We start from the raw sequence: 20,764 nt of genomic DNA on the forward strand, positions 1-20,764 counted from the left end.
GGAAACCATGCAGGAGAATCACCAGAATCCAGCGGCCGCCAGCGGCGGGACGGAACCGGAGATTGCAGAACCGGAAATTGACTGGGAGGTGCTGCAGGACGCGGCCCGTGACGCCATGGCCCACGCCTACGTCCCGTACTCCCGGTTCCCGGTGGGCGCCGCAGCGCTGACCGACGACGGACGGATCGTTTCGGGCTGCAATATCGAAAACGCGTCCTACGGGCTGACTCTGTGTGCCGAATGCTCCATGATCAGCCAGCTGCAGATGACCGGCGGCGGACGTCTGCTGGCCTTCACCTGCGTTGACGGTGAAGGGCAGACCCTGATGCCGTGCGGCCGCTGCCGCCAGCTGCTGTACGAATTCCGGGCACCGGGCATGAAGCTGCTGACCGTCAGCGGGATCAAGACGATGGACGAGGTGCTGCCGGATGCCTTCGGCCCCCAGCACCTGGAAGGGGACAACAAGCAATGAGCTCCGAGCAGTTCGACACCGTTGACATCATCCGAATCAAGCGGGACCGCGGCACACTGACGCCCGAGCAGATTGACTGGACGATCGACGCCTACACCCGGGGCGCGATCGCCGACGAGCAGATGGCGGCCCTGAACATGGCGATCCTGCTTAACGGCATGAACCGGGAGGAAATCTCCCGGTGGACGGCCGCCATGATTGCCTCCGGGGAGCGGATGGACTTTTCCGCCCTGGGCAAACCGACATCGGACAAGCACTCCACCGGCGGAGTGGGGGACAAGATCACCCTGCCGCTGGCACCCCTGGTCGCCGTCTTCGGGGTTGCCGTTCCGCAGCTTTCCGGCCGCGGCCTCGGCCACACCGGGGGCACCCTGGACAAGCTTGAAGCCATCCCCGGCTGGCGCGCCGACCTGAGCAACGCGGAGATGATGGCCCAGCTGGCCGACGTCGGAGCCGTCATCTGCGCGGCAGGTGCCGGGCTGGCACCCGCCGACAAGAAGCTCTACGCGCTGCGGGACGTCACCGGAACGGTGGAAGCGATCCCGCTCATCGCCTCCTCCATCATGAGCAAGAAGATCGCCGAAGGCACCGGCTCGCTGGTCCTGGACGTCAAGGTCGGTTCGGGCGCCTTTATGAAGGACGTGGAGGACGCCCGGGAACTGGCCCGCACCATGGTCACACTCGGTAAAGATGCCGGCGTCAACACTGTGGCCTTGCTCACCAACATGGCCACCCCGCTCGGTCTGACCGCCGGGAACGCCATCGAAGTGGAGGAATCCGTGGAGGTCCTCGCCGGGGGCGGACCATCCGACGTGGTGGACCTGACCGTGGCTCTTGCCCGGGAAATGCTCACCGCGGCGGGACGCCCCGATGCCGACCCGGAAGCCGCGCTGAGGGACGGCCGCGCCATGGACGTGTGGCGGCGGATGATCTCCGCGCAGGGCGGCGACCCGGACGCGCAGCTGCCTGTCGCGCGGGAATCGGAGACGATCCTGGCCCCGGCTGACGGCGTGCTGACCGAACTCGATGCCCTGGCCGTTGGTGTTGCCGCCTGGCGGCTAGGCGCCGGAAGGGCACGGAAGGAAGACGCCGTGCAGGCCGGAGCCGGTGTCCGGCTGCATGCCAAGCCCGGAGACACGGTCAAGGCCGGCAGCCCGCTGATGACGCTGCTGACCGACACCCCCGAGAAGTTCGAGCGTGCGCGGGAGGCCCTCGCGGACGCGGTCACCGTGTCCCCGGACCCGATGACGGCCGCGCCGCTGATCATCGACCGCATCAGCTGACCGCCGTGGCATGCGAAGGACCGCAGGCCGCCGGCCTGCGGTCCTTCTGCGCGCCAGGACGGGGCGGGCTGAGCGATTCTGCGTCTGCTTCGCAGCACCGGGCAGGTCAGGGTTAACCCCTGAGAAGGTTCAGGGTGCTACGGGGGTGATGCCCGATAGCGGGCACTCTTTCTAAGATGGCATCGTTGTAGGTACAGATACCGATTCGAGGAGTGCCGCCCATTGGACGTGCTAGACGCCGTAATGGACAACATCAACAGCTTCGTCCTGGCTTACTCAGGGGCTCCCTGGGTTTACCTGGTGCTCTTTGCCTGTTGCCTGCTGGACGGGTTCTTTCCGCCGATTCCCAGTGAATCACTGGTAGTGGGACTCTCCGCCCTGATCTTCACGGCATCCGGCCCCAACTTCTGGCTGATTCTCCTGGCCGCTGCCGCCGGAGCGTTCATCGGCGACAACATCGCTTATGCCCTGGGCCGGACACTGCGGACCGACCGGTTCCGCTGGATGCGTGGCCCGCGTATGCAGCGCGGCTTCGTCTGGGCCCGCAAGGAACTGGACAAACGCGCGGTGTCCCTGATCCTGATCGCCCGCTTTATCCCGGTTGGACGTGTGGTGGTGAACCTGACCGCCGGCGCAACGCGTTATCCGCGGCGGATGTTCGTTGCGCTCACCGGGCTGTCCGCGGTGCTGTGGGCAGCCTATTCGGTGGCCATCGGGGCACTCGCCGGAGCCTGGTTCCAAGAACACCACCTGCTCGCCGTCGTCGTCGCCGTTGCGGTGGCGCTGGTCCTCGGCCTGATCATCGACCGGATCATCAACAAACTCCGCGGCCCCACCCCGATGCATACCCCAGAGCCGCTGGCTCAGCCGGCCGAGCCGGCCCAGCCTGCCGAGAAAAAATCCTAGCCAGCAAAATCCTAGCCAGCGAAGTCCTCACCAGCGAAGTCCGGGCAGCCCCCGGCCCGCGGTGGTGCGGCTCACGTAGAGTTGGCGTGTGACTGAGCCCATTACACATCCCGCTGCCCTTTCCGCCTTCGACATCCGCGTCCTGCCCAAGGTTTCCCTGCACGATCATCTTGACGGCGGGCTGCGCCCGGCCACGATCGTGGAGCTCGCCGAGGCTGCCGGCCACACCCTCCCATCCACGGATCCCGTGGCCCTGGGGGAGTGGTTCCGCGAATCAGCCAACTCCGGCTCCCTGGTGCGCTACCTGGAGACCTTCGACCACACCATCGCCGTGATGCAGACCCGTGAGGGCCTCACCCGCGTCGCCCGCGAGTTCGTTGAAGACCTGGTGGAGGACGGCGTCGTTTATGCCGAGGTCCGCTGGGCGCCCGAGCAGCACCTGCGCGGGAACCTGAGCCTGGATGAGGCAGTGGAGGCAGTCCAGGCCGGCTTGGAAGCCGGAGTCGCTGACGCCGGGGAGAACGGCCACCTGATCCAGGTTGGCCAGTTGATCACCGCCATGCGCCACGGAGACCGCGGCCTGGAAATTGCCGAACTGGCCGTGCGTCACCGGGACCGGGGAGCCGTTGGATTCGACATCGCCGGTGCCGAAGACGGCTTCCCGCCCTCGCGTTTCAAGGACGCTTTCACGTTTCTGGCCGAACAGATGTTCCCAGTAACCGTCCACGCCGGCGAAGCCGCCGGGGTGGAGAGCATCGTTGACGCACTGGTCCACGGCCGGGCGCTGCGCCTGGGCCACGGCGTGCGCATCGCCGAGGACATTGAAGTGGACTTCGAAGACGAAGACGCGCCCGACGCCGGTGGGGACACCGCCGTCGGCATGGTTACCCTGGGCGAGGTCGCGGCCTGGGTGCGGGACCGCGGTATCCCGCTGGAACTCTGCCCCTCTTCGAACCTGCAGACCGGAGCAGTGGAATCCTTCGGCGAGGACATCGAATCCCACCCGATCGACCTGCTCTACCAGACCGGTTTCGTAGTCACCGTCAACACTGATAACCGCCTCATGAGCGGCGTCAGCCTCACCGATGAGTTCGACCTCCTGGTACAGACCTTCGACTACGACCTGGACGATGTCCTGGAACTGACCATGAACGCGGCCAACGCCGCTTTCCTCCCGCTCGAAGAACGGGCGGTCCTGGCCGAATACATCACCGAAGGTTTCAACCGCGTCCGTGGCTAGCCAGGAGCCAGGCAGCGATGACCTGGGCCGGGCTTTCAGCCGTCTGGCCCAGGTCATCGCGCTGCTGCGTGACCGCTGCGCCTGGACGGGCGCGCTGACCCATGAGTCCCTGCTGGAGTATCTCCTCGAGGAAGCCTATGAGGTCATCGAAGCGGTGGAGACAGGCCACACCGGTGCACAGGACGCGGCAGAGCTCAGCGGCGAGCTGGGGGATGTGCTGTTCCAGGTCCTGCTGCATGCCCGGCTGCAGGAGGAGGCCGGAAACTTCTCCATCCTTGACGTGGTCGAAGGCCTGACCGCAAAAATGGTCCGCCGCAACCCTCACGTCTTCAATCCGGACGGAACGCCCGCGGACTCCACCACCGGGGATCCCGCCGAAATCGAACGGGCCTGGGACGCCGCCAAGAGACTGGAAAAACCCCGGCGCAGCAGTGCCTTCGAAGGTATCCCCGCGTCCCTTCCGGCTTTGGCCCTGGCCGCGAAAACCCAGAACCGTGCCCGGCGGGCCGGCATCGGTGTTCCCGCTGCGGCAGCCGGTTCCGGGGCCGCGTCCGGCGATGCCGTGCCCGGCTGGGACAGAGAAAAGGAACTCGGCGACCTGCTGTTTGAGACGGTGCGGCAGGCAACCGAACGCGGCATCGACCCGGAGGCTGCGCTGCGGGCTGCCATCCGCCGTTTTACGGCCGCCGCGCCTCCCATTACCGATTGACCCGCCCGGTCCTTACTACCGGACGGGATTCCACTAGGCTTGGAGCAGGCAGCGCGGCTCCCGTTTCAGGCCTGGCTGTAGTTTCCATCCCAAGTTCCAACGAACAGGAGCATTCCCATGGCCATCATTGATGCCATCCACGCCCGTGAAATCCTTGACTCGCGGGGCAACCCGACCGTCGAGGTCGAGGTCCTGCTCGACGACGACACCTTTGGCCGCGCCGCGGTTCCCTCCGGTGCTTCCACCGGCGCCTTCGAAGCCAACGAACGCCGCGACGGTGAAAAGGACCGCTACCAGGGCAAGGGTGTACTCCAGGCCGTTGAAGCCGTCATCGACCAGATCCAGCCCGCCCTGCTGGGCTTCGATGCCGCCGACCAGCGCGCCATTGACCAGGCCATGATTGACCTGGACGGCACGGAGAACAAGTCCGGACTTGGCGCCAACGCCATCCTGGGTGTCTCCCTTGCCGTTGCGCGTGCCGCTGCCGAATCCGCGGCGCTGCCGCTGTACCGCTACCTCGGCGGCCCGAACGCACACATCCTGCCCGTGCCGCTGATGAACATCCTCAACGGCGGCTCCCACGCCGACTCCGACGTCGACATCCAGGAATTCATGATTGTTCCCCTGGGCGCCGAAACCTACTCGGAGGGCCTGCGCTGGGGTGTTGAGGTTTACCACCACCTCAAGTCCGTGCTGAAGGAAAAGGGTCTCTCCACCGGCCTCGGCGACGAAGGCGGCTTCGCTCCCAACCTGCCCTCCAACCGTGCAGCCCTGGACCTGATCCTCGAAGCCATCACCCGCGCCGGCTACACGCCGGGCACCGACATTGCGCTGGCACTCGACGTCGCCTCCTCCGAGTTCTTCAAGGACGGCGCGTACGTCTTCGAAGGCCAGAACCGCAGCGCTGCGGAAATGTCCGCGTACTACGAGGAGCTCGTCCGCGACTACCCGCTGGTCTCCATTGAGGATCCGCTGGATGAGAACGACTGGGAAGGCTGGAAAGCCCTCACCGCGAGCCTCGGCAGCAAGGTTCAGCTGGTTGGCGACGACCTCTTCGTCACCAACCCGGCCCGCCTCGAGACCGGCATCAAGGAAAATGCCGCCAACTCGCTGCTGGTGAAGGTCAACCAGATCGGTACCCTGTCCGAGACCCTCGACGCGATCACCATGGCGCAGCGCGCCGGGTTCACCACGATCACCTCGCACCGCTCCGGCGAAACCGAAGACACCACGATCGCTGATATCTGCGTTGCCACCAACGCAGGCCAGATCAAGACCGGTGCCCCGGCCCGTTCAGAGCGCGTGGCCAAGTACAACCAGCTGCTGCGCATCGAGGAAGAGCTCGACGACGCCGCACGCTACGCAGGCCGCAGCGCCTTCCCGCGTTTCACGGCATAGTTCCACACCTTCCGGTGGGTACCCTCGAATATGGGGGTGCCCACCGGCGGCATTTCCACGGGGAAACAGCGCCGAAGAAACCGAGAGTCAGTCAGACGAGGAGCAGCATGTCCACCCGACGACCCAAGGTGCCGAAACCGGCGGCGGACGGGCTTCCGGCGGGAGCCCCGCGCCGCGCAGCGCCGAAGACCCCGGGTGTGGAGAAAAGCAGGACAGCCGCTGCGCCGGGCACTGGAACAGCTGCTGCCGCGCCACAGGCAGGGACTGCCGCGTCCGAGGGCGGTGCTCCGGCAGCCAAAAGCGGTGCAGGCACCGCTGAGGGCCGCGCCAGGAAGCCCCGGCAGCCCAAACCCGCAAAGACAGTGAAGCCGGAAAGCGCATCGGCGGCGCGGGCCGCGGCACGGCAGGAGCTGGCAGGGGAGATCCGCCGGGATGTGCCGGCCGGAACCGCCGTGCCGGCAGGGCCGGCCAGGACAGAACCCGCGCTGAAGCCGGTCCCGGCGAAGTCCTTCTCCGGGCGGCTGCTGGCCCTCGGAATCGTTATGGTCGTCATCACTGTCCTGCTGGCGCCCTCCGTCCGCACCTACCTGCAGCAGCGGTCAGAAATCGCTGCCCTGCAGGCCGACATCGTGGAGGCCGAACAAACCGGGGCACAGCTGCAGGAAACGCTGAACCGCTGGGAGGACCCGGCGTACATCAAGGCGCAGGCACGGGAACGGATTTTCCTGGTGATGCCCGGCGAAACCCGGTACCTGGTCAAGGGCGAAGACGGGGTTGAGGAAGTCGAGGAGCAGGCAGCTTCGGAAACCCCGCAGGACCTCGAATGGGTGGATGCCCTCTGGGATTCAGTGGTTCGATCCGCGGCCGCTCCCTGACCCGGAAACGCCCCGCCGCCGGCCTGGGATGACCGGGAGCGGACGCCTGGGCCCCCGGCGGCACAGTACGCTGGACTATTGAAACATCACCACTCCGGGTCCGCAGCGGACCCCCAGGAAGGACCTTCCGGCATGATCCAGGATCAGCTCACACCGACCCAGGAAGACCTGGAGACTCTGAGCCGGCAGCTCGGACGGCCGGTCCGCGACGTCGTCGAAATTGGCGCCCGCTGCGTCTGCGGCAACCCGCTGGTAGCCACCACCGCGCCCCGTCTGGGCAACGGCATACCGTTCCCCACCACCTACTACCTGACCCATCCGGTCATCACCTCCGCCGTCTCCCGCCTCGAGGCGGCAGGCGTTATGGCGGAAATGACCGCCCGGCTGGAACAGGACCCGGAACTTGCCCGCCGCTATGAGCAGGCACACCAGGCCTATCTTCAGGTCCGCGACGAAATCGGCGAACGCACGGGGACCGGACCGGTCCCGGAAATCGCCGGGGTCTCAGCCGGCGGTATGCCGACGCGCGTCAAATGCCTCCATGTGCTGGTGGGCCATTCCCTCGCAGCCGGTCCCGGGGTGAACCCGCTGGGGGACGAAGCCATCGAGGGCATCGCCGAATGGTGGACCCGTGAGCGCTGCTATTGTGAGGGCGCGTGGGCCACGGACGGACCCGCCCCGGCCCGGGACCTGAGCCGCCACACCAAAACGCAGGGGCTGTCTGCCCAGGAGCTGGACCGGAAACGGGCGGCCCGCCGGGCTGCGCTGGAGGCTGAACAAGGGGGCCAGGAACCAAGCATGGATAATCCGACGATGCGTGTGGCCGCAGTCGACTGCGGCACGAACTCAATCCGCCTCCTGATCGCGGACGTAGTGACGCGCGGCGGCGTCACCGAACTGACCGACGTCGTGCGCCTGATGAGGGTGGTCCGGCTGGGGGAGGGCGTGGACGCCACCGGCCGGCTTTCACCTGCTGCCCTGGAGCGCACGTTCACCGCAGCCGATGAGTACGCAGCGCTGATCCGTGAACACGGTGCCGAAAAGGTCCGCTTCGTTGCCACCTCGGCCACACGCGACGCCGAGAACAGCGAAGAGTTCACGGCAGGCATCCGGCAGCGGCTGGGCGTGGCCCCGGAAATCATCTCCGGCGACGAGGAAGCCGGGCTCTCCTTCGCCGGTGCCACGAGCGTGCTGGGCAGCAGCGACGGTATGCAGACTCTCGTTGTCGACCTTGGCGGCGGATCCACCGAATTCGTCCTGGGGACTTCCGACGGTGTGCTGGCGTCACGGAGCACCGATATGGGCTGTGTGCGGTTCACCGAGCGGCACCTCGTTTCGGACCCGCCCACCGAGGCGGAAATCGCAGTCGCCCGGGGAGACATCCTGGACATGATCGCGCAGGTGCTGGAGACGGTTCCGCTCGCTTCGGCCGACCGCCTGGTCGGGGTGGCCGGAACCATCACCACGGTGACGGCCCATGCATTGAAACTGCCGGAGTACTCCTCCGAGGCCATTCACGGAACTGAGCTGAGTGTGGCCGCGATTGACCATGCCTCCGAATCACTCCTGCGGATGTCCCGCAGCGAACGCGCCGGGCTGCCCTACATGCACCCCGGGCGCGTCGACGTCATCGGTACCGGATCCCTGATCTGGCAGACCATCGTGGACCGCATGGCGGAACTGACGGACGGACGCATCGATTCCGCGGTGACGTCCGAACACGACATCCTCGACGGCATCGCCCTGAGCACGGTTCGGTGAGCGCGGAAACGAAGCGGCGCCGCCCCGGTGCCGCGATGAAGCGCGCAGCGGGTGCCGGAGCCCTCTCGCTGACGGCCGTACTGATGTTCCAGCTTGCCGTGCCGGCTGCAGCCCACGCGGACGAATGGCGGGACCGGGAATACTGGCTGGCCGACTACGGGATCACGGAAGCCTGGAAGAAGACCCAGGGCGAAGGTGTCAAGGTTGCCGTCATCGACACCGGGATCGACTCCAGCCACCCGGACCTTGCCGGCGCAGTCACCGGAGGAACCGATGTGTCCGGTGCCGGCGACCCGGCCGGCGCCAGGGGCCTGGGTGTCAACCCGGAACACGGGACCCTGGTCGCCACGCTGCTCGCCGGACGCGGACACGCTGCCGAAGGCGGCGACACCAAAGATGCAGACAAGGACAAGGCCAAATACGACGGCCCCGGTAACGGACCCGACGGAATCATTGGAGTCGCTCCGAAGGCGGAGCTGCTTTCGGTGTCCGCCTGGATCGGCGGTTCCAACCCCGGCGGAGTTCCGATTGATGCTCAGCTCCCCAACGCGGTCCGCTGGGCCGTGGACAACGGAGCCAAAGTCATCAACATGTCCCTGGGATCGTCCTCCACCGCCTGGCCCGAGAGCTGGGATGACGCGTTCCTCTATGCCGAGCAGCACGACGTCGTGATTGTGGCCGCCGCAGGCAACCGCGGGGTGGGGATGATCCAGGTCGGTGCGCCGGCCACGATTCCCGGGGTCCTGACGGTTGCCGGCCTGGACCGCCAGGGCAAAGCCAGCTGGGACTCCTCCTCCGAAGGAATCAGCATCGGCGTCGCGGCGCCGGCGGAGAACCTGGTGGGAGGTCTCCCGGACGGCCCGTCCCGCTATGCCGAATGGTCCGGCACATCAGCAGCTGCTCCTCTGGTCTCCGGTGTGGCAGCCCTGATCCGCTCGGCGCATCCCGAGCTCAGCGCGGCCCAGGTGATTAACCGCATTATCACCACGGCTAAGGATGGTGGAGCACCGGGACGCGACACCCTCTACGGTTACGGAATCGTCGACGCCAACGCGGCGGTCAACGCCGATGTTCCGGCCGTTGCCGGCAACCCGCTGGGAACCATTGAGGAGTGGATCCGCATTCACCGGCGCGGTGAAGCGCCGGCTGCCCCGGAAAGTGACGATCCTCCCGCCGGCCCCGCGGTGCCGGACATCCCTGAGCCCCAGGTGCCTGTGGCTGCGGAACCCTATCTGGAAGAGGATCCGCTCCCGGCGGCCCTGGTCCTGGGCTTCGGCGGACTGGTCCTGCTCGTGGGAACAGCCGGGACCGTCGCCGTCCTGCGGATCCGGCGCTCCGGGCGGTCGGTTCCGGAGCCTGGCGCCGAGGGCCCGCCAGCTGACGGAGAGCGCGAAAAGCAACCCGCGGGGCTGGTGTAGCAGACCCTTATACCCGGGCAGAAACAGAGTTCGGGACACTTCGTGAAGACTTTCACAAGTCGGGTAGGATATGTGCCATGGCATCGCACACACAATTTTCTGATCGTCCCCGCGTCCTGGTGGTTGGCGGTGGCTACGTCGGTTTGTACGTAGCCAAGAACCTTCAAAAGAAGGTCAAGGCCAATGGCGGGATCGTTACGGTAGTGGATCCGCTGCCGTACATGACCTACCAGCCCTTCCTGCCGGAAGTGGCCGCCGGCACCATCCAGGCCCGCAACGCCGTCGTATCCCACCGGATGCACCTGAAAGACTCCGAGCTGATCGCCGGCAAGGTAACCGCCATTAACCACGCGGCCCACACCGCCACGGTGGAACCTGCAGACGGCAGCGAGCCGTTCGAGCTCAGCTACCGCGACGTGGTTCTCTCCGCCGGTTCCGTGACCCGTACCTTCCCGATCCCGGGCCTGGCCGAAGCCGGCATCGGGATGAAGACCATCGAAGAAGCCGTCGAGATGCGTAACAAGGTGCTCGAGCGCATCGAGACCGCATCCCTGATGACCGACCAGGCCGCACGCGCCCGTGCCCTGACCTTCGTTGTGGTGGGCGGCGGGTTCGCCGGCATCGAAACCATCACCGAAATCGAAGACATGGCCCGCGGCGCCGTGCGCGCCAACAACCGGCTCAAGCGTGAAGACCTCCGCTTCGTGATGATCGAAGCCATGGGCCGCGTTATGCCCGAGGTCAAGCCCGACCAGGCCGAGTGGGTTGTCTCCAGCATGCGTGAGCGCGGCATCGAGGTGCTGCTGAACACGTCCCTGGCCAGTGCCGAAGGCGGACTGCTGAAGCTGATCAACATGGCGGACAAGTCCCCGGCCGGCGAATTTGAAGCCGACACCCTGATCTGGACCGCCGGCGTGCAGGCCAACCCCATGGTCCGCGCCACCGATTTCCCGATTGACGACCGCGGCCGCGTGCGCGCCAACGCTGAACTGCGGATCACCAGCGACGACGGGCCCCTCGAAGGTGCCTGGGCCGCCGGCGACGTCTCCGCCGTTCCCGACCTGACCGGCGGCGGTGTCGGCGGCTTCTGCGTCCCGAACGCCCAGCACGCCGTCCGCCAGGCCAAGCGCCTCTCGAAGAACCTGCTGGCGTCCCGCTACGGCCAGGGTGCCGTCAAGGAATACCGCCACAAGAACCTCGGTGCCGTGGCCGGCATGGGCCAGTACAAGGGTGTTGCCAACATCATGGGCTTCGGCATGAAGGGCTTCCCGGCCTGGCTGGCACACCGTGGCTACCACGGTATGGCAATGCCGATGTTCGAGCGTAAGTTCCGGGTTGTTTCCGGCTGGGCCGCGAACTTCTGGTTCGGCCGCGACTTCACCCAGCTGCTGCACCTGAAGAACCCGCGCAAGGCGTTCGTCGAAGCAGCCACGCCTGCCAAAAAGCCTGCCGGCAAGTAACCTGCAGCTTTAGCACAGACCTGCCATCCGACGGCGGCCAACGGAGCACTCCTCCGGCGGCCGCCGTTGGCGGTTAAGGCGTTTCCTGTGCTCCCCGCGGCTCAAGTAGGCTTGTCTTTGCCCCCGAACCACCGGCGCCCAGGCGCCGGGTCACGGGGCATGCCCCAGTAGCCCAATGGCAGAGGCAACCGACTTAAAATCGGTGTGTTGTCGGTTCGAGTCCGACCTGGGGTACCTGGCGGCCGGTTGATCGGCCGTGCGGCGTCAGCCGCGCGTTTTCCGATGCGCCGAGATGCAGCGCCGAGATATCTCGTTGAGGGCTAACGTTCCCAGCCGCACATAATGACCCCTCAGCAAGCACATACCTACGCACGATGTAACATTCGCGCCATAGGTGTGATGAGTGTTACAAGGCTGTAACCGGAACCCCTTATCTTCGTCACATTATTCAACTAGCTTTTCTTCCACCAGGAACACCTGGTGACAGCATCAAAGGCACCCGCCTTTCGATCGGGGAGAAAAGTACATGACTGCACTTCGCAATACCGGGCCGCTTGGCCTCGGGGATGGGTATGGCCGCGCCGCAAAGATCGCAGCACTGGGCATGGGTATTGCCCTGTTCGCATCGGCCTGTGCCAGCGGCGGCGACTCCGGAACGGAGTCCTCACCGTCTGAAGAATCTTCGTCATCGACTGCCAGCTCTGTACTGAGTTGCCCGCCCAGCCAGGGCGGCACCGGCGAGGACCCCGGAGAAAAGGGCGACCCCGCAGCCGTTCCGGCCTCCACCGGCACCACCGACGCTCCGCTGAAGCTCGGCACCCTGCTGCCGACCACCGGCGCCCTCGCCTTCCTCGGCCCGCCGGAAATCGCCGGCGTGGACCTGGCGGTCCAGGAAGTCAATGCCTCCGGCGGTGTGCTGGGCAAGCCGGTCGAGGTTGTCCACCGAGATTCCGGTGACACCACCACCGACATCGCCACCCAGTCCGTAACGGACCTGCTCGGCCAGGACGTCAGCGCCGTTATCGGTGCTGCTTCCTCGGGTGTTTCCAAGACGGTCATCAACCAGATCACCGGCGCCGGCGTCATCCAGTTCTCCCCGGCCAACACCTCGCCTGACTTCACCGACTGGGACGACAACGGCCTGTACTGGCGCACCGCACCCTCCGACGTTCTCCAGGGCCGCACCCTGGGCAACTACATCATGGAGTGCGGCGCCCAGACCGTCGGCATGATCGTCCTCAACGACGCCTACGGAACCGGCCTGCAGTCCAACATCAAGAGCTCCGTTGAGTCCGCGGGCGGCCAGGTTGTCTCCGAAGCAATGTTCAACGAAGGCGATTCCCAGTTCAGCAGCCAGGTTGATGCCGTGACCGGCGCCAACCCGGACGCGATCGTGGTCATCAGCTTCGACCAGGCAAAGAGCATCGCGCCCCTGCTGACCGGAAAGGGCGTGGACCCGTCGCAGATCTTCTTCGTGGACGGCAACACCTCCGATTACAGTGCAGACCTTGAAGCAGGCACGCTCGAAGGAGCCCAGGGCACCATTCCTGGCCCGTTCGCATCGGAGAACTTCAAGAACGCACTGCTGGAAATTGATCCGGCGCTCAAGGACTGGGCCTATGCAGGTGAGAGCTACGACGCCGTGACCCTGCTGGCGCTGGCTGCTGAAGCTGCCGGCAGCACGGACGGGCAGGCCATGGCCGCAGAGCTCCAGGGCGTATCGCAGGACGGCGAGAAGTGCTTCGACTACGCCAGCTGCGTAACGATCCTCCGCGGCGGCGGGGACATCGACTACGACGGCTACTCCGGGCCGGTGAGCTTCGATGAGAACGGCGACCCGACCGAGGCCTTCATTGGCATCTACCAGTTCGACGCCGACAACAAGCCGGTGCCGAGCCGCTCGGAAGTGGGCAAGCTCTAACCGCCGCCGCTTACCCGCACCAGGGCTGACCCGGTTCACGGGCTCACCCGCACCAAAGGAAGGGCTCCCGCCACGGCGGGAGCCCTTCCTTTGCGATGGAGTGCCCCGCGCCGGCGGGCCGGTCAGGCGGTATCGGCCAGTGTGCCGAGGTAGAGCTGGATGACCTTGGGATCCTTCATCAGTTCCCGGCCGGTGCCGGTGTAGGCATCCTTGCCCTGGTCCAGGACATAGGCCCGGTCGCAGATCTGCAGGCAGCGGCGTGCATTCTGTTCCACCATGATCACCGACACACCGGCCCGGTTGATCTCATGGACCCGCAGGAAGGTTTCGTCCTGCTTCACGGGGGAGAGGCCGGCGGAGGGCTCATCCAGGAGAAGCACCGCGGGTTCCATCATCAGCGCGCGCCCCATGGCAACCATCTGCCGTTCGCCTCCGGAGAGTGAACCTGCCCGCTGGCTCCGGCGTTTCTTCAGCTCGGGAAACAGCTCCGCCACGAACTCGAAACGGTCCTTGAAGTTCTTCGGCTGCTGGTAGAGGCCCATCTGCAGGTTCTCTTCGATGGTCAGCGACGCGAAGACGTTGTTGTTCTGCGGGACAAAACCGACGCCCCGGGTCACCAGCTTGTTTGCCTTCAGCCCGGTCAGGTCCTGGCCGCGCACCATCACGGTGCCCGAATGCACCTTGACCAGGCCGAACATCGCCTTCAACAGTGTGGACTTGCCGGCCCCGTTCGGCCCGATGATGCCGATAAGTTCCCCCCTGCGGGCTTCGATCGAACAGCCGTTCAGGATATTGACGCCCGGAATGTAGCCGGCCACCAGGTCAGTAACCTTGACGACGGAATCGCCCTCGAAGTTCTCTGCGCTCATGCCAGGTCCTTACGTTCGTGGATGGTGGGACTGGACAGGTCATCTTCGGGCCGGATGTCCGATTCAGGGTCCCTTTCCAGCACGGCCTCGAGTTTCTCGAAGCCTTCGGAATCACCCAGATCGACGTCGTGATGGGCGCCCAGATAGGCGTCGATCACTGCCTGGTCCTTCATGACCTCACCGGGCGGGCCCTCAGCGACGACCTTGCCTTCGGCCATCACAATCACCCAGTCGGCAATATGGCGGACCATATGCATGTCGTGTTCCACAAAAAGGACCGTCATGCCTTCGGCCTTCAGGTTCTTGATGTGGTCCAGCAGTGACTGGGTCAGGGCAGGATTCACTCCGGCCATTGGCTCGTCTAGCATCACCAGCCTGGGATTGACCATCAGCGCGCGCGCCATCTCCAGCAGCTTGCGCTGCCCGCCGGAGAGCGACGCCGCGTACTCGGTGCGTTTGGTGTCCAGCTTGAACTTTGCCAGCAGACGGTCCGCCTGTTCGGTGATTTCGTCCTCGCGGCCCTTCCACAGCGGGCGGAACAGCGCCCGGCGCAGCGCCTCACCGGGCTGCTTGTTCGCACCCAGCCGCATGTTTTCCAGAACGGTCAGCTTCCCCATCACTTTCGTCAGCTGAAAGGTCCGCACCATGCCCAGGCGCGCCACCCGGTAGGCAGAGACGCCGGCCAGGTCCCGGTCCTCGAACTTCCACTCTCCGGACTGCGGAGTATCAAACCCGGTCAGAAGGTTGAAGAGCGTGGTTTTGCCGGCACCGTTGGGCCCAATCAGCGCCGTGATCTTATGCCGCGGGATTTCCACGTGCTCGACGTTGACGGCGTGGATGCCGCCGTAGGTGCGGGTCACGTTCGAGGCCACCAGGATAGGGTCGCGCTTGCGGCAGCCAGGCACCGCGGCGCCGGTGGAGATTGGGCGCTCATCGATCATGTACTGGTTCTCGGCCCAGCTTTCCTCCGGGCCGGAGTCCGCCGGTTCCGCCGCGGCAGGAACGACGGCGTGGGCGCCGTCGCGGCGTTTCGGCTGGGGGCTTTGTGCTTCATGGCTCATGCGAATGACAGCTCCTTCTTATTGCCCAGCACGCCCTGCGGCCGGAAGATCATCAGCAGCATCAGGGCCACACCTACAAGGATGTAACGCAGCTGGCCGGCCTGGGTAGTGGTCAGGAAAGTGATGAACCCGGACTCGATGGCACCGTAGAGCAGTCCCTGGGTGAGGGAGAGTACTGCCCAGAAAATCATGGCGCCGATCACCGGCCCGAGCACCGTGGACATACCGCCCAGGAGCAGGGCCGTATAGAGGAAGAACGTGAGCTCCGTGCCGTAATTGGCCGGCTGGACGGCGCCGCGGGGGAGGGTGAAGATGATGCCCGCAAGCGAGCCGAGCAGGCCGCCGATGATCAGTGCCTGCATTTTGTAGGCGTACACGTTTTTGCCGAGCGAGCGCACCGCATTCTCGTCCTCGCGGATGCCCTTGACCACGCGGCCCCAGGGGCTGCGGACCAGGAGCCAGACCACCAGGCAGGCCAGCGCGACGACGCCCCAGGCCACGACCCGGATCCAGAGGTCCCGCTCGTTGAGGCTGAACGGCCCCAGCGTGTAGACGCCCGGTGGGAACGGGTTCAGTGCATAGAACCCGCCCTCGAAGGACGCCAGGCCGTTGGCGGAGCCGGTGACTTCCGTCAGCCCGTTCGTGGTGACAATGTAACGGACGATTTCGGCGGCGGCGATGGTGACGATGGCCAGGTAGTCCGCCCGCAGCCGCAGGGTCGGCAGGCCCAGGATCACCGCGAACGCCACAGAGGCCAGCATGGCAATCAGCAGTGCCACCGGCAGCGGTGCATTGAAGCTCAGGGTGGGAATGGCGAAGCCGTAGGCTCCGATGGCCATAAAGCCGGCCTGCCCGAAGTTCAGCAGCCCGGTGTAGCCGAAGTGCACCGCGAGGCCCAGCGCGGCCAGCGCGTAGGCCGCCGTGGTGGGAGTGAAGAATTCGTTGACTGCACCCAGCAGTATGTTTCCGAAGTCCATGTCGAAGCCCCTAACCTATGCGCTCACGGCGGCCGAGGATGCCCTGCGGCCGGACCAGGAGGACGAGAATCATGATGAGCAGCGCGCCGACGTACTTCAGGTCCGCCTCGAGCCAGAGCGTGGAGATCTCCACGAAGAGTCCCACGATGATGGAGCCGATCAGGGCGCCGAAGACTGTGCCGAGCCCGCCAAGCGTCACGGAGGCAAAGATCAGCAGCAGGATCTGCTGCCCCATGTTGAAGGAGACCCCGGGGCGGTAGTAGGCCCAGAGAATGCCGCCCAGAGCAGCCAGCGCACCGCCGGCCATCCAGACGATCCGGATCACCCGGTCGACGTCGATGCCGGACGCGGCAGCCAGCGGCGGGTTGTCAGCGACCGCCCGCGTGGCCTTGCCGATCCGGGTCCGCAGCAGCAGGGCTGCAACCACGAGGATGACGGCCAGGGAGACGCACAGGGACACCAGGTTGTTCCGTGAGATCGAGATGGGACCGAGTTCGAGCATCGGACTCTGGGAATCGGGCAGCTGCTGGGTCGCGCCGCCGAAGAAGAAGAGGATCGTATAGCGCAGGGCCAGTGCCAGTCCGATGCTGACGATCATCATCGGGACCAGGCCGGTGCCGCGCATCCGCAGCGGTTTCCACAACCCGGCGTCCTGCACGTAGCCCAGACCCGCACCGCCGGCCACCGCAAGTATCAGCGCCAGCCACAGCGGCAGGCCGGCGGCGGAGAAAGCGAAGGCCAGCACAGCACCAAACGTGACCATTTCACCGTGCGCGAAGTTGGTCAGTCCGGTGGTCCCGAAGATGAGCGAGAGCCCGACGGCGCTGAGCGCGAGCAGGAGCCCGAAACTGAGTCCGGCGACGGCCCGCTCGATGAGTTTGGTCCCGAAGCTGTCTCCCTGGAGGACGATGCCCTCGCCGAGGAGGAAAAGGGTGGTGATGTTGGAGGTGCCGGCGAATGTCACCGTACGGGGGTTTTCCTGCCCTTCGGCAAGTCCGAGGCCCTCGGGGAGGGTGGACTCATCGAGTTCCACTTCGTAAGCACCCTGTTCCGGGACGCCGATGGACCAGGAACCGTTTTCAGCCGTCTGCGTCTGCGCTTCATAGCCGTTGGCGCTCGCCTTGATCGTGACCCCGGAGACCGGAGAGCCCGCGTTCCGCAGGACACCGCTGATGCGGTCCTGGTATTCGGCCCCGTCCGTGACGGTGCCGCCGGGGCTTTCGGATTCTCCGGCGCCTGTCTCAGATGCGGGGCTTTCTGATGCCGAGGGTGGAGCTGTCGTTGCATGCACGGCAGGGGCGGCGAGCAGGAGACCGGCAAATATGCCGGCCACCGCCGCGAGCGTCCCTATATACCGGGCGAGTGCCGATATTCGTCCCAAAGTGAATAACCTCCGCCGGGATATGAGTGCGCCGGTTTTCGGCGCACTTTTTGTGTGACCAATGTGATGTGCGTCACGGGTGTGGATCATGCTACCCGGCAGATGTTTCAGTGGGGTGACCGGACAAGTGAGCTTTTGTCGCGATCGTGTAACGACTCCGCTGGGGTGCTTCATTATGGAAGCCGGAGGCCGGATGCGGGTCCAATGGTGCCAAACCGTTATCAACCGATTCTGTCCCTGCGGAATCTTCCGGCGCCGCCGCACGTTCTGGTTGATAGGCTCATTTACAACCAAGCCCCCCAAGATGGAGGACATTTTCATGGCACAAGGCGGTAACCCGGTTTTCAACGGAAAGAATTTCCGTTCCCAGACCCGTGGCGGAGCAGCCACAGTACCGGCCAGTGGACCGTTTGCAGGGCAGGACCCCATGAGCCCGCAGCAGCTGCAGGACATGTATGCCGCACCCTCGGCCGGACCCGCCCAGACCGGCCGGATGACGTATGACGACGTCATCATGAAGACGCTGGGCTGCCTGGCCGTGGTGCTCCTCGGGGCTGCCATTCCGGTGTTCGTACTGCCCGGCGCGGCCGGCCTGCTGATGATCGTCGGCGCCCTGGGCGGTTTCGCCCTTGGCCTGGTCAACTCCTTCAAGCGGGAACCGGTTCCGGCCCTCATCCTGGCGTATGCCCTCCTTGAAGGTATGTTCCTCGGTGCACTGACCCAGGTCCTCGACGCCATGTACCCGGGCATCGGGCTGCAGGCCGTACTGGGCACCCTCGCCGTCTTCGCCGTGACCCTGGTGCTGTTCAAGAGCGGCAAGGTCCGCGCCACGCCGAAGGCCATGCGCTTCTTTATGATCGCGATGATCGGCTACCTGGTGTTCTCGCTCATGAACATGGGCCTGATGATCTTCGGTGTCGTGGATGACCCGTGGGGCGTGCGCGGCGTGGAGATCGCGGGAATCCCGCTGGGCGTCATCATTGGCCTGCTGGCCGTGGGCCTGGCTGCCTTCTCGCTGATCATGGACTTCACCTCGATCGAGCAGGGCGTCAAAGCCGGCGCCCCGCAGCGCTACTCCTGGACCGCTGCCTTTGGCCTGACGGTCACCCTGGTCTGGCTCTACGTGGAGATCATCCGCATCCTCGCGATCCTGCGCGGAAGCGAATAGCCTTCAGCCTCCGGGCATCATCCGCGGGACCGCAGCTGCCAAGCTGCGGTCCCGCGGGTCTTTAACCGGCACTACGCTTCTGCCGGGCAGCGGTCAACCGTACTATCGGGGCCACTGATCTAGGGGGAAAAGTGACCGAGGAACATACCGGGCACGCTGCGGCGTTCCAGGAGCTGCTGCTGGGTGCGGAGGAACTGGAGGCTTTCCTGGCCGGGGTGGCGGGGCTGGCCGCCGCGCACCTGGGCGCAGACGGGGTCCGAGGCTGTTCCCTGGTCATCGAGCGGGCACGCCGTGCCAGGGCCGCAGCGGACAGCGACGAACGTTCGGCCCGCATGGCTGCCGCCGCCTTCGGCAACGGCGGACCAGGACTCGCAGCACTGGCCGAGAACCAGTCCGTGGCGGTCACGGACGCCTGGTCTGAAACCCGCTGGCACGGATTCCCGGGAACGGCTGCCGCCGACGGAATGCGTTCCATGGCCGCTGTTCCGCTGACCCTGGAGGGAACCGCCAGGGGCGCCCTGTGCGCCTACTCTCCGCGCCCGCATCTCTTTGCACCCCAGATGCTACGGACCGTTGAGAAGGTCGCGGGAGAAGCCTCCCGGACCCTGCGGCTGGCCCTGCGGATCGACGCGCACCTCCATCGCGCGCGCAACCTCCAGGCGGCCTTGGAATCCCGGACCGTCGTGGACCTTGCCGTCGGCATCATCATGGGACAGAACGGCTGCAGCCAGCAGGCCGCCGTCGAGATCCTGCGCAGTGTCTCCAACACCCGGAACGTGAAGATCCGCAGTGTCGCGGCGGGTGTGGTGGCTGCCGTGAGCGAACGGGTCAGCACGCACTTCGACGAGTAGCCTCCGGCCGGCCGCCAGGAGCGTCCCGGGACTAGGCTGGGGCCATGACAACCGTGAACAACAAGCTCCAGCCCGCCACCGGGGAACAGTTCCGGCTCACCCAGGGCAGTTCCGCCGCCGTCGTGGCCTCCCTGGCCGGCGCCCTGCGCAGCTACACTGTCGGCGGGACGCAGCTGGTGGAAACCTACGCTGATGACGCAGTTCCGCCGTCAGCGGCCGGGATCCTGCTGGCGCCCTGGCCCAACCGGGTTGCGGGCGGGCGCTGGGAACTTGAGGGCCAGCCACAGCAGCTGGACATCACCGATCCGGCCCACGGTAATGCGATCCACGGCCTGCTCCGCAACACCGGCTACACAGCGGTGGAGGCATCGGCCAGCAGCGTCCGGCTGACTTCGGTGATCTATCCGCAGCACGGGTATCCGTTCCACCTGGAACACGGAGTCCGCTACAGCCTCGACGCCGACGGAGGGCTGAGGGTCAGGCAGTCGCTCACCAACCTCTCCGGCGCCCGGGCGCCGTTCGCCCTCGGCGCGCATCCCTTCCTCCGGCTCGGGGAGGTCCCCACCGAGGAGCTGACGCTCCAGGTCGACGCCGCCACGACCCTCATCACGAACGAGGCGATGATACCTACCGGGCAGGTACCCGTGAGCGGCATCCGCGATCTGCGCCTGCCCAGGAAGGTCGGGCCGCTTGCGCTCGACGCTGCCTACACCGGTCTGGCCGAACGCGGCGGCAAGCACCGGCACACACTCTCCGCGGATGACGGCCGCTCGGTCGAGCTCTGGTCGGACACCGCCTTCGGGTACGTCCATGTGTTCGTCACGGACAAGTTCCCGGGGCGTTCCTGCGCCGTCGCGCTGGAACCCATGACTGCCCCGGCCAATGCGCTGAATTCCGGCGACGGGCTGCGGTGGCTGGAGCCCGGCGCCACCTTCAGTGCCGAGTGGGGAATCCGGGCGGACCTGTAAAAGTCCCGAAGGCGTAAAGGTCAGGGATTGCCCACCCAAATATGGA

General features: G+C 65.9%; 18 protein-coding genes and 1 tRNA gene. 15 read left to right on the forward strand and 4 right to left on the reverse strand.

All coding sequences use genetic code 11. The features are described 5' to 3' along the window. Positions 1–7: 7 nt before the first annotated feature. The 12 genes from ArtHe_RS02160 (at position 8) to ArtHe_RS02220 (ending at position 13,443) form a co-directional block, all read left to right on the forward strand. Positions 8–472 (forward strand): cytidine deaminase, encoded by a 465-nt coding sequence (locus ArtHe_RS02160; RefSeq protein ID WP_248318537.1) that lies wholly within the window; start codon positions 8–10, stop codon positions 470–472. Continuing rightward, the gene (locus tag ArtHe_RS02165) at positions 469–1,755 is read left to right on the forward strand and encodes a thymidine phosphorylase (protein ID WP_248318538.1); all 1,287 of its coding nucleotides are present in this window, start codon (positions 469–471) and stop codon (positions 1,753–1,755) included. Before ArtHe_RS02160 ends, ArtHe_RS02165 begins: the two co-directional genes overlap by 4 nt. A 243-nt stretch (positions 1,756–1,998) precedes the next feature. Beyond that, on the forward strand, positions 1,999–2,661 hold the full coding sequence (locus ArtHe_RS02170; RefSeq protein WP_248318539.1) for a DedA family protein: 663 nt from the start codon (positions 1,999–2,001) through the stop codon (positions 2,659–2,661). Between the two features lie 88 nt (positions 2,662–2,749). Beyond that, positions 2,750–3,901: an adenosine deaminase gene (locus tag ArtHe_RS02175; protein WP_248318540.1), complete on the forward strand. Its 1,152-nt coding sequence runs from the start codon at positions 2,750–2,752 to the stop codon at positions 3,899–3,901. After that, positions 3,894–4,610, forward strand: coding sequence for a MazG nucleotide pyrophosphohydrolase domain-containing protein (locus ArtHe_RS02180; RefSeq protein WP_248318541.1), 717 nt, complete (start codon positions 3,894–3,896; stop codon positions 4,608–4,610). Before ArtHe_RS02175 ends, ArtHe_RS02180 begins: the two co-directional genes overlap by 8 nt. Positions 4,611–4,727: 117 nt before the next feature. Further along, entirely contained in the window at positions 4,728–6,008 is a 1,281-nt protein-coding gene (eno, locus tag ArtHe_RS02185; protein WP_248318542.1) for a phosphopyruvate hydratase, read from the forward strand. Positions 6,009–6,115: 107 nt separating this feature from the next. Next, entirely contained in the window at positions 6,116–6,883 is a 768-nt protein-coding gene (locus ArtHe_RS02190) for a septum formation initiator family protein (protein ID WP_248318543.1), read from the forward strand. 132 nt (positions 6,884–7,015) lie between these two features. Beyond that, the gene (locus tag ArtHe_RS17855; protein WP_282568707.1) at positions 7,016–8,644 is read left to right on the forward strand and encodes a DUF501 domain-containing protein; all 1,629 of its coding nucleotides are present in this window, start codon (positions 7,016–7,018) and stop codon (positions 8,642–8,644) included. 83 nt (positions 8,645–8,727) lie between these two features. Next, positions 8,728–10,062: a S8 family serine peptidase gene (locus ArtHe_RS02205; RefSeq protein WP_248319641.1), complete on the forward strand. Its 1,335-nt coding sequence runs from the start codon at positions 8,728–8,730 to the stop codon at positions 10,060–10,062. A gap of 77 nt (positions 10,063–10,139) precedes the next feature. Continuing rightward, positions 10,140–11,522: an FAD-dependent oxidoreductase gene (locus ArtHe_RS02210; protein WP_248318544.1), complete on the forward strand. Its 1,383-nt coding sequence runs from the start codon at positions 10,140–10,142 to the stop codon at positions 11,520–11,522. Positions 11,523–11,683: 161 nt separating this feature from the next. Continuing rightward, a tRNA-Leu gene (locus ArtHe_RS02215) sits at positions 11,684–11,756 on the forward strand. 292 nt (positions 11,757–12,048) lie between these two features. Beyond that, positions 12,049–13,443, forward strand: coding sequence for an ABC transporter substrate-binding protein (locus tag ArtHe_RS02220; protein ID WP_248318545.1), 1,395 nt, complete (start codon positions 12,049–12,051; stop codon positions 13,441–13,443). Positions 13,444–13,565: 122 nt separating this feature from the next. Here ArtHe_RS02220 and ArtHe_RS02225 read toward each other — a convergent pair whose 3' ends face one another. The 4 genes from ArtHe_RS02225 to ArtHe_RS02240 form a co-directional block, all read right to left on the reverse strand. Continuing rightward, positions 13,566–14,312, reverse strand: a complete 747-nt coding sequence (locus ArtHe_RS02225; RefSeq protein WP_066298960.1) for an ABC transporter ATP-binding protein — start codon at positions 14,310–14,312, stop codon at positions 13,566–13,568. Beyond that, on the reverse strand, positions 14,309–15,253 hold the full coding sequence (locus ArtHe_RS02230) for an ABC transporter ATP-binding protein (protein ID WP_248319642.1): 945 nt from the start codon (positions 15,251–15,253) through the stop codon (positions 14,309–14,311). Before ArtHe_RS02230 ends, ArtHe_RS02225 begins: the two co-directional genes overlap by 4 nt. 116 nt (positions 15,254–15,369) lie before the next feature. After that, entirely contained in the window at positions 15,370–16,350 is a 981-nt protein-coding gene (locus ArtHe_RS02235; RefSeq protein ID WP_066298962.1) for a branched-chain amino acid ABC transporter permease, read from the reverse strand. 10 nt (positions 16,351–16,360) lie between these two features. Beyond that, positions 16,361–17,683, reverse strand: a complete 1,323-nt coding sequence (locus tag ArtHe_RS02240; RefSeq protein ID WP_248318546.1) for a branched-chain amino acid ABC transporter permease — start codon at positions 17,681–17,683, stop codon at positions 16,361–16,363. A gap of 367 nt (positions 17,684–18,050) precedes the next feature. Here ArtHe_RS02240 and ArtHe_RS02245 point away from each other — a divergent pair, with 367 nt between their 5' ends. From ArtHe_RS02245 to ArtHe_RS02255, 3 genes are all read left to right on the forward strand, one after another. Further along, positions 18,051–18,899: a Bax inhibitor-1/YccA family protein gene (locus ArtHe_RS02245; protein ID WP_066299415.1), complete on the forward strand. Its 849-nt coding sequence runs from the start codon at positions 18,051–18,053 to the stop codon at positions 18,897–18,899. 131 nt (positions 18,900–19,030) lie between these two features. After that, positions 19,031–19,750: a GAF and ANTAR domain-containing protein gene (locus tag ArtHe_RS02250; protein WP_248318547.1), complete on the forward strand. Its 720-nt coding sequence runs from the start codon at positions 19,031–19,033 to the stop codon at positions 19,748–19,750. A 44-nt stretch (positions 19,751–19,794) separates the two neighbouring features. Then, positions 19,795–20,718 (forward strand): aldose 1-epimerase family protein, encoded by a 924-nt coding sequence (locus tag ArtHe_RS02255; protein WP_248318548.1) that lies wholly within the window; start codon positions 19,795–19,797, stop codon positions 20,716–20,718. Positions 20,719–20,764 lie beyond the last annotated feature (46 nt).

Origin of the sequence: Arthrobacter sp. Helios (assembly GCF_023167125.1) — a bacterium.
Classification (GTDB): Bacteria; Actinomycetota; Actinomycetes; order Actinomycetales; family Micrococcaceae; genus Arthrobacter_B; species Arthrobacter_B luteolus.

Bases quoted from the DNA above. Each gene is read 5' to 3' on its own strand.
- ArtHe_RS02160 (WP_248318537.1), top strand. From the start codon at position 8: ATGCAGGAGAATCACCAGAATCCAGCGGCCGCCAGCGGCGGGACGGAA.
- ArtHe_RS02165 (WP_248318538.1), top strand. From the start codon at position 469: ATGAGCTCCGAGCAGTTCGACACCGTTGACATCATCCGAATCAAGCGG.
- ArtHe_RS02170 (WP_248318539.1), top strand. From the start codon at position 1,999: ATGGACAACATCAACAGCTTCGTCCTGGCTTACTCAGGGGCTCCCTGG.
- eno (WP_248318542.1), top strand. From the start codon at position 4,728: ATGGCCATCATTGATGCCATCCACGCCCGTGAAATCCTTGACTCGCGG.
- ArtHe_RS02190 (WP_248318543.1), top strand. From the start codon at position 6,116: ATGTCCACCCGACGACCCAAGGTGCCGAAACCGGCGGCGGACGGGCTT.
- ArtHe_RS17855 (WP_282568707.1), top strand. From the start codon at position 7,016: ATGATCCAGGATCAGCTCACACCGACCCAGGAAGACCTGGAGACTCTG.
- ArtHe_RS02205 (WP_248319641.1), top strand. From the start codon at position 8,728: ATGTTCCAGCTTGCCGTGCCGGCTGCAGCCCACGCGGACGAATGGCGG.
- ArtHe_RS02210 (WP_248318544.1), top strand. From the start codon at position 10,140: ATGGCATCGCACACACAATTTTCTGATCGTCCCCGCGTCCTGGTGGTT.
- ArtHe_RS02220 (WP_248318545.1), top strand. From the start codon at position 12,049: ATGACTGCACTTCGCAATACCGGGCCGCTTGGCCTCGGGGATGGGTAT.
- ArtHe_RS02225 (WP_066298960.1), bottom strand. From the start codon at position 14,312: ATGAGCGCAGAGAACTTCGAGGGCGATTCCGTCGTCAAGGTTACTGAC.
- ArtHe_RS02230 (WP_248319642.1), bottom strand. From the start codon at position 15,253: ATGATCGATGAGCGCCCAATCTCCACCGGCGCCGCGGTGCCTGGCTGC.
- ArtHe_RS02235 (WP_066298962.1), bottom strand. From the start codon at position 16,350: ATGGACTTCGGAAACATACTGCTGGGTGCAGTCAACGAATTCTTCACT.
- ArtHe_RS02245 (WP_066299415.1), top strand. From the start codon at position 18,051: ATGGCACAAGGCGGTAACCCGGTTTTCAACGGAAAGAATTTCCGTTCC.
- ArtHe_RS02255 (WP_248318548.1), top strand. From the start codon at position 19,795: ATGACAACCGTGAACAACAAGCTCCAGCCCGCCACCGGGGAACAGTTC.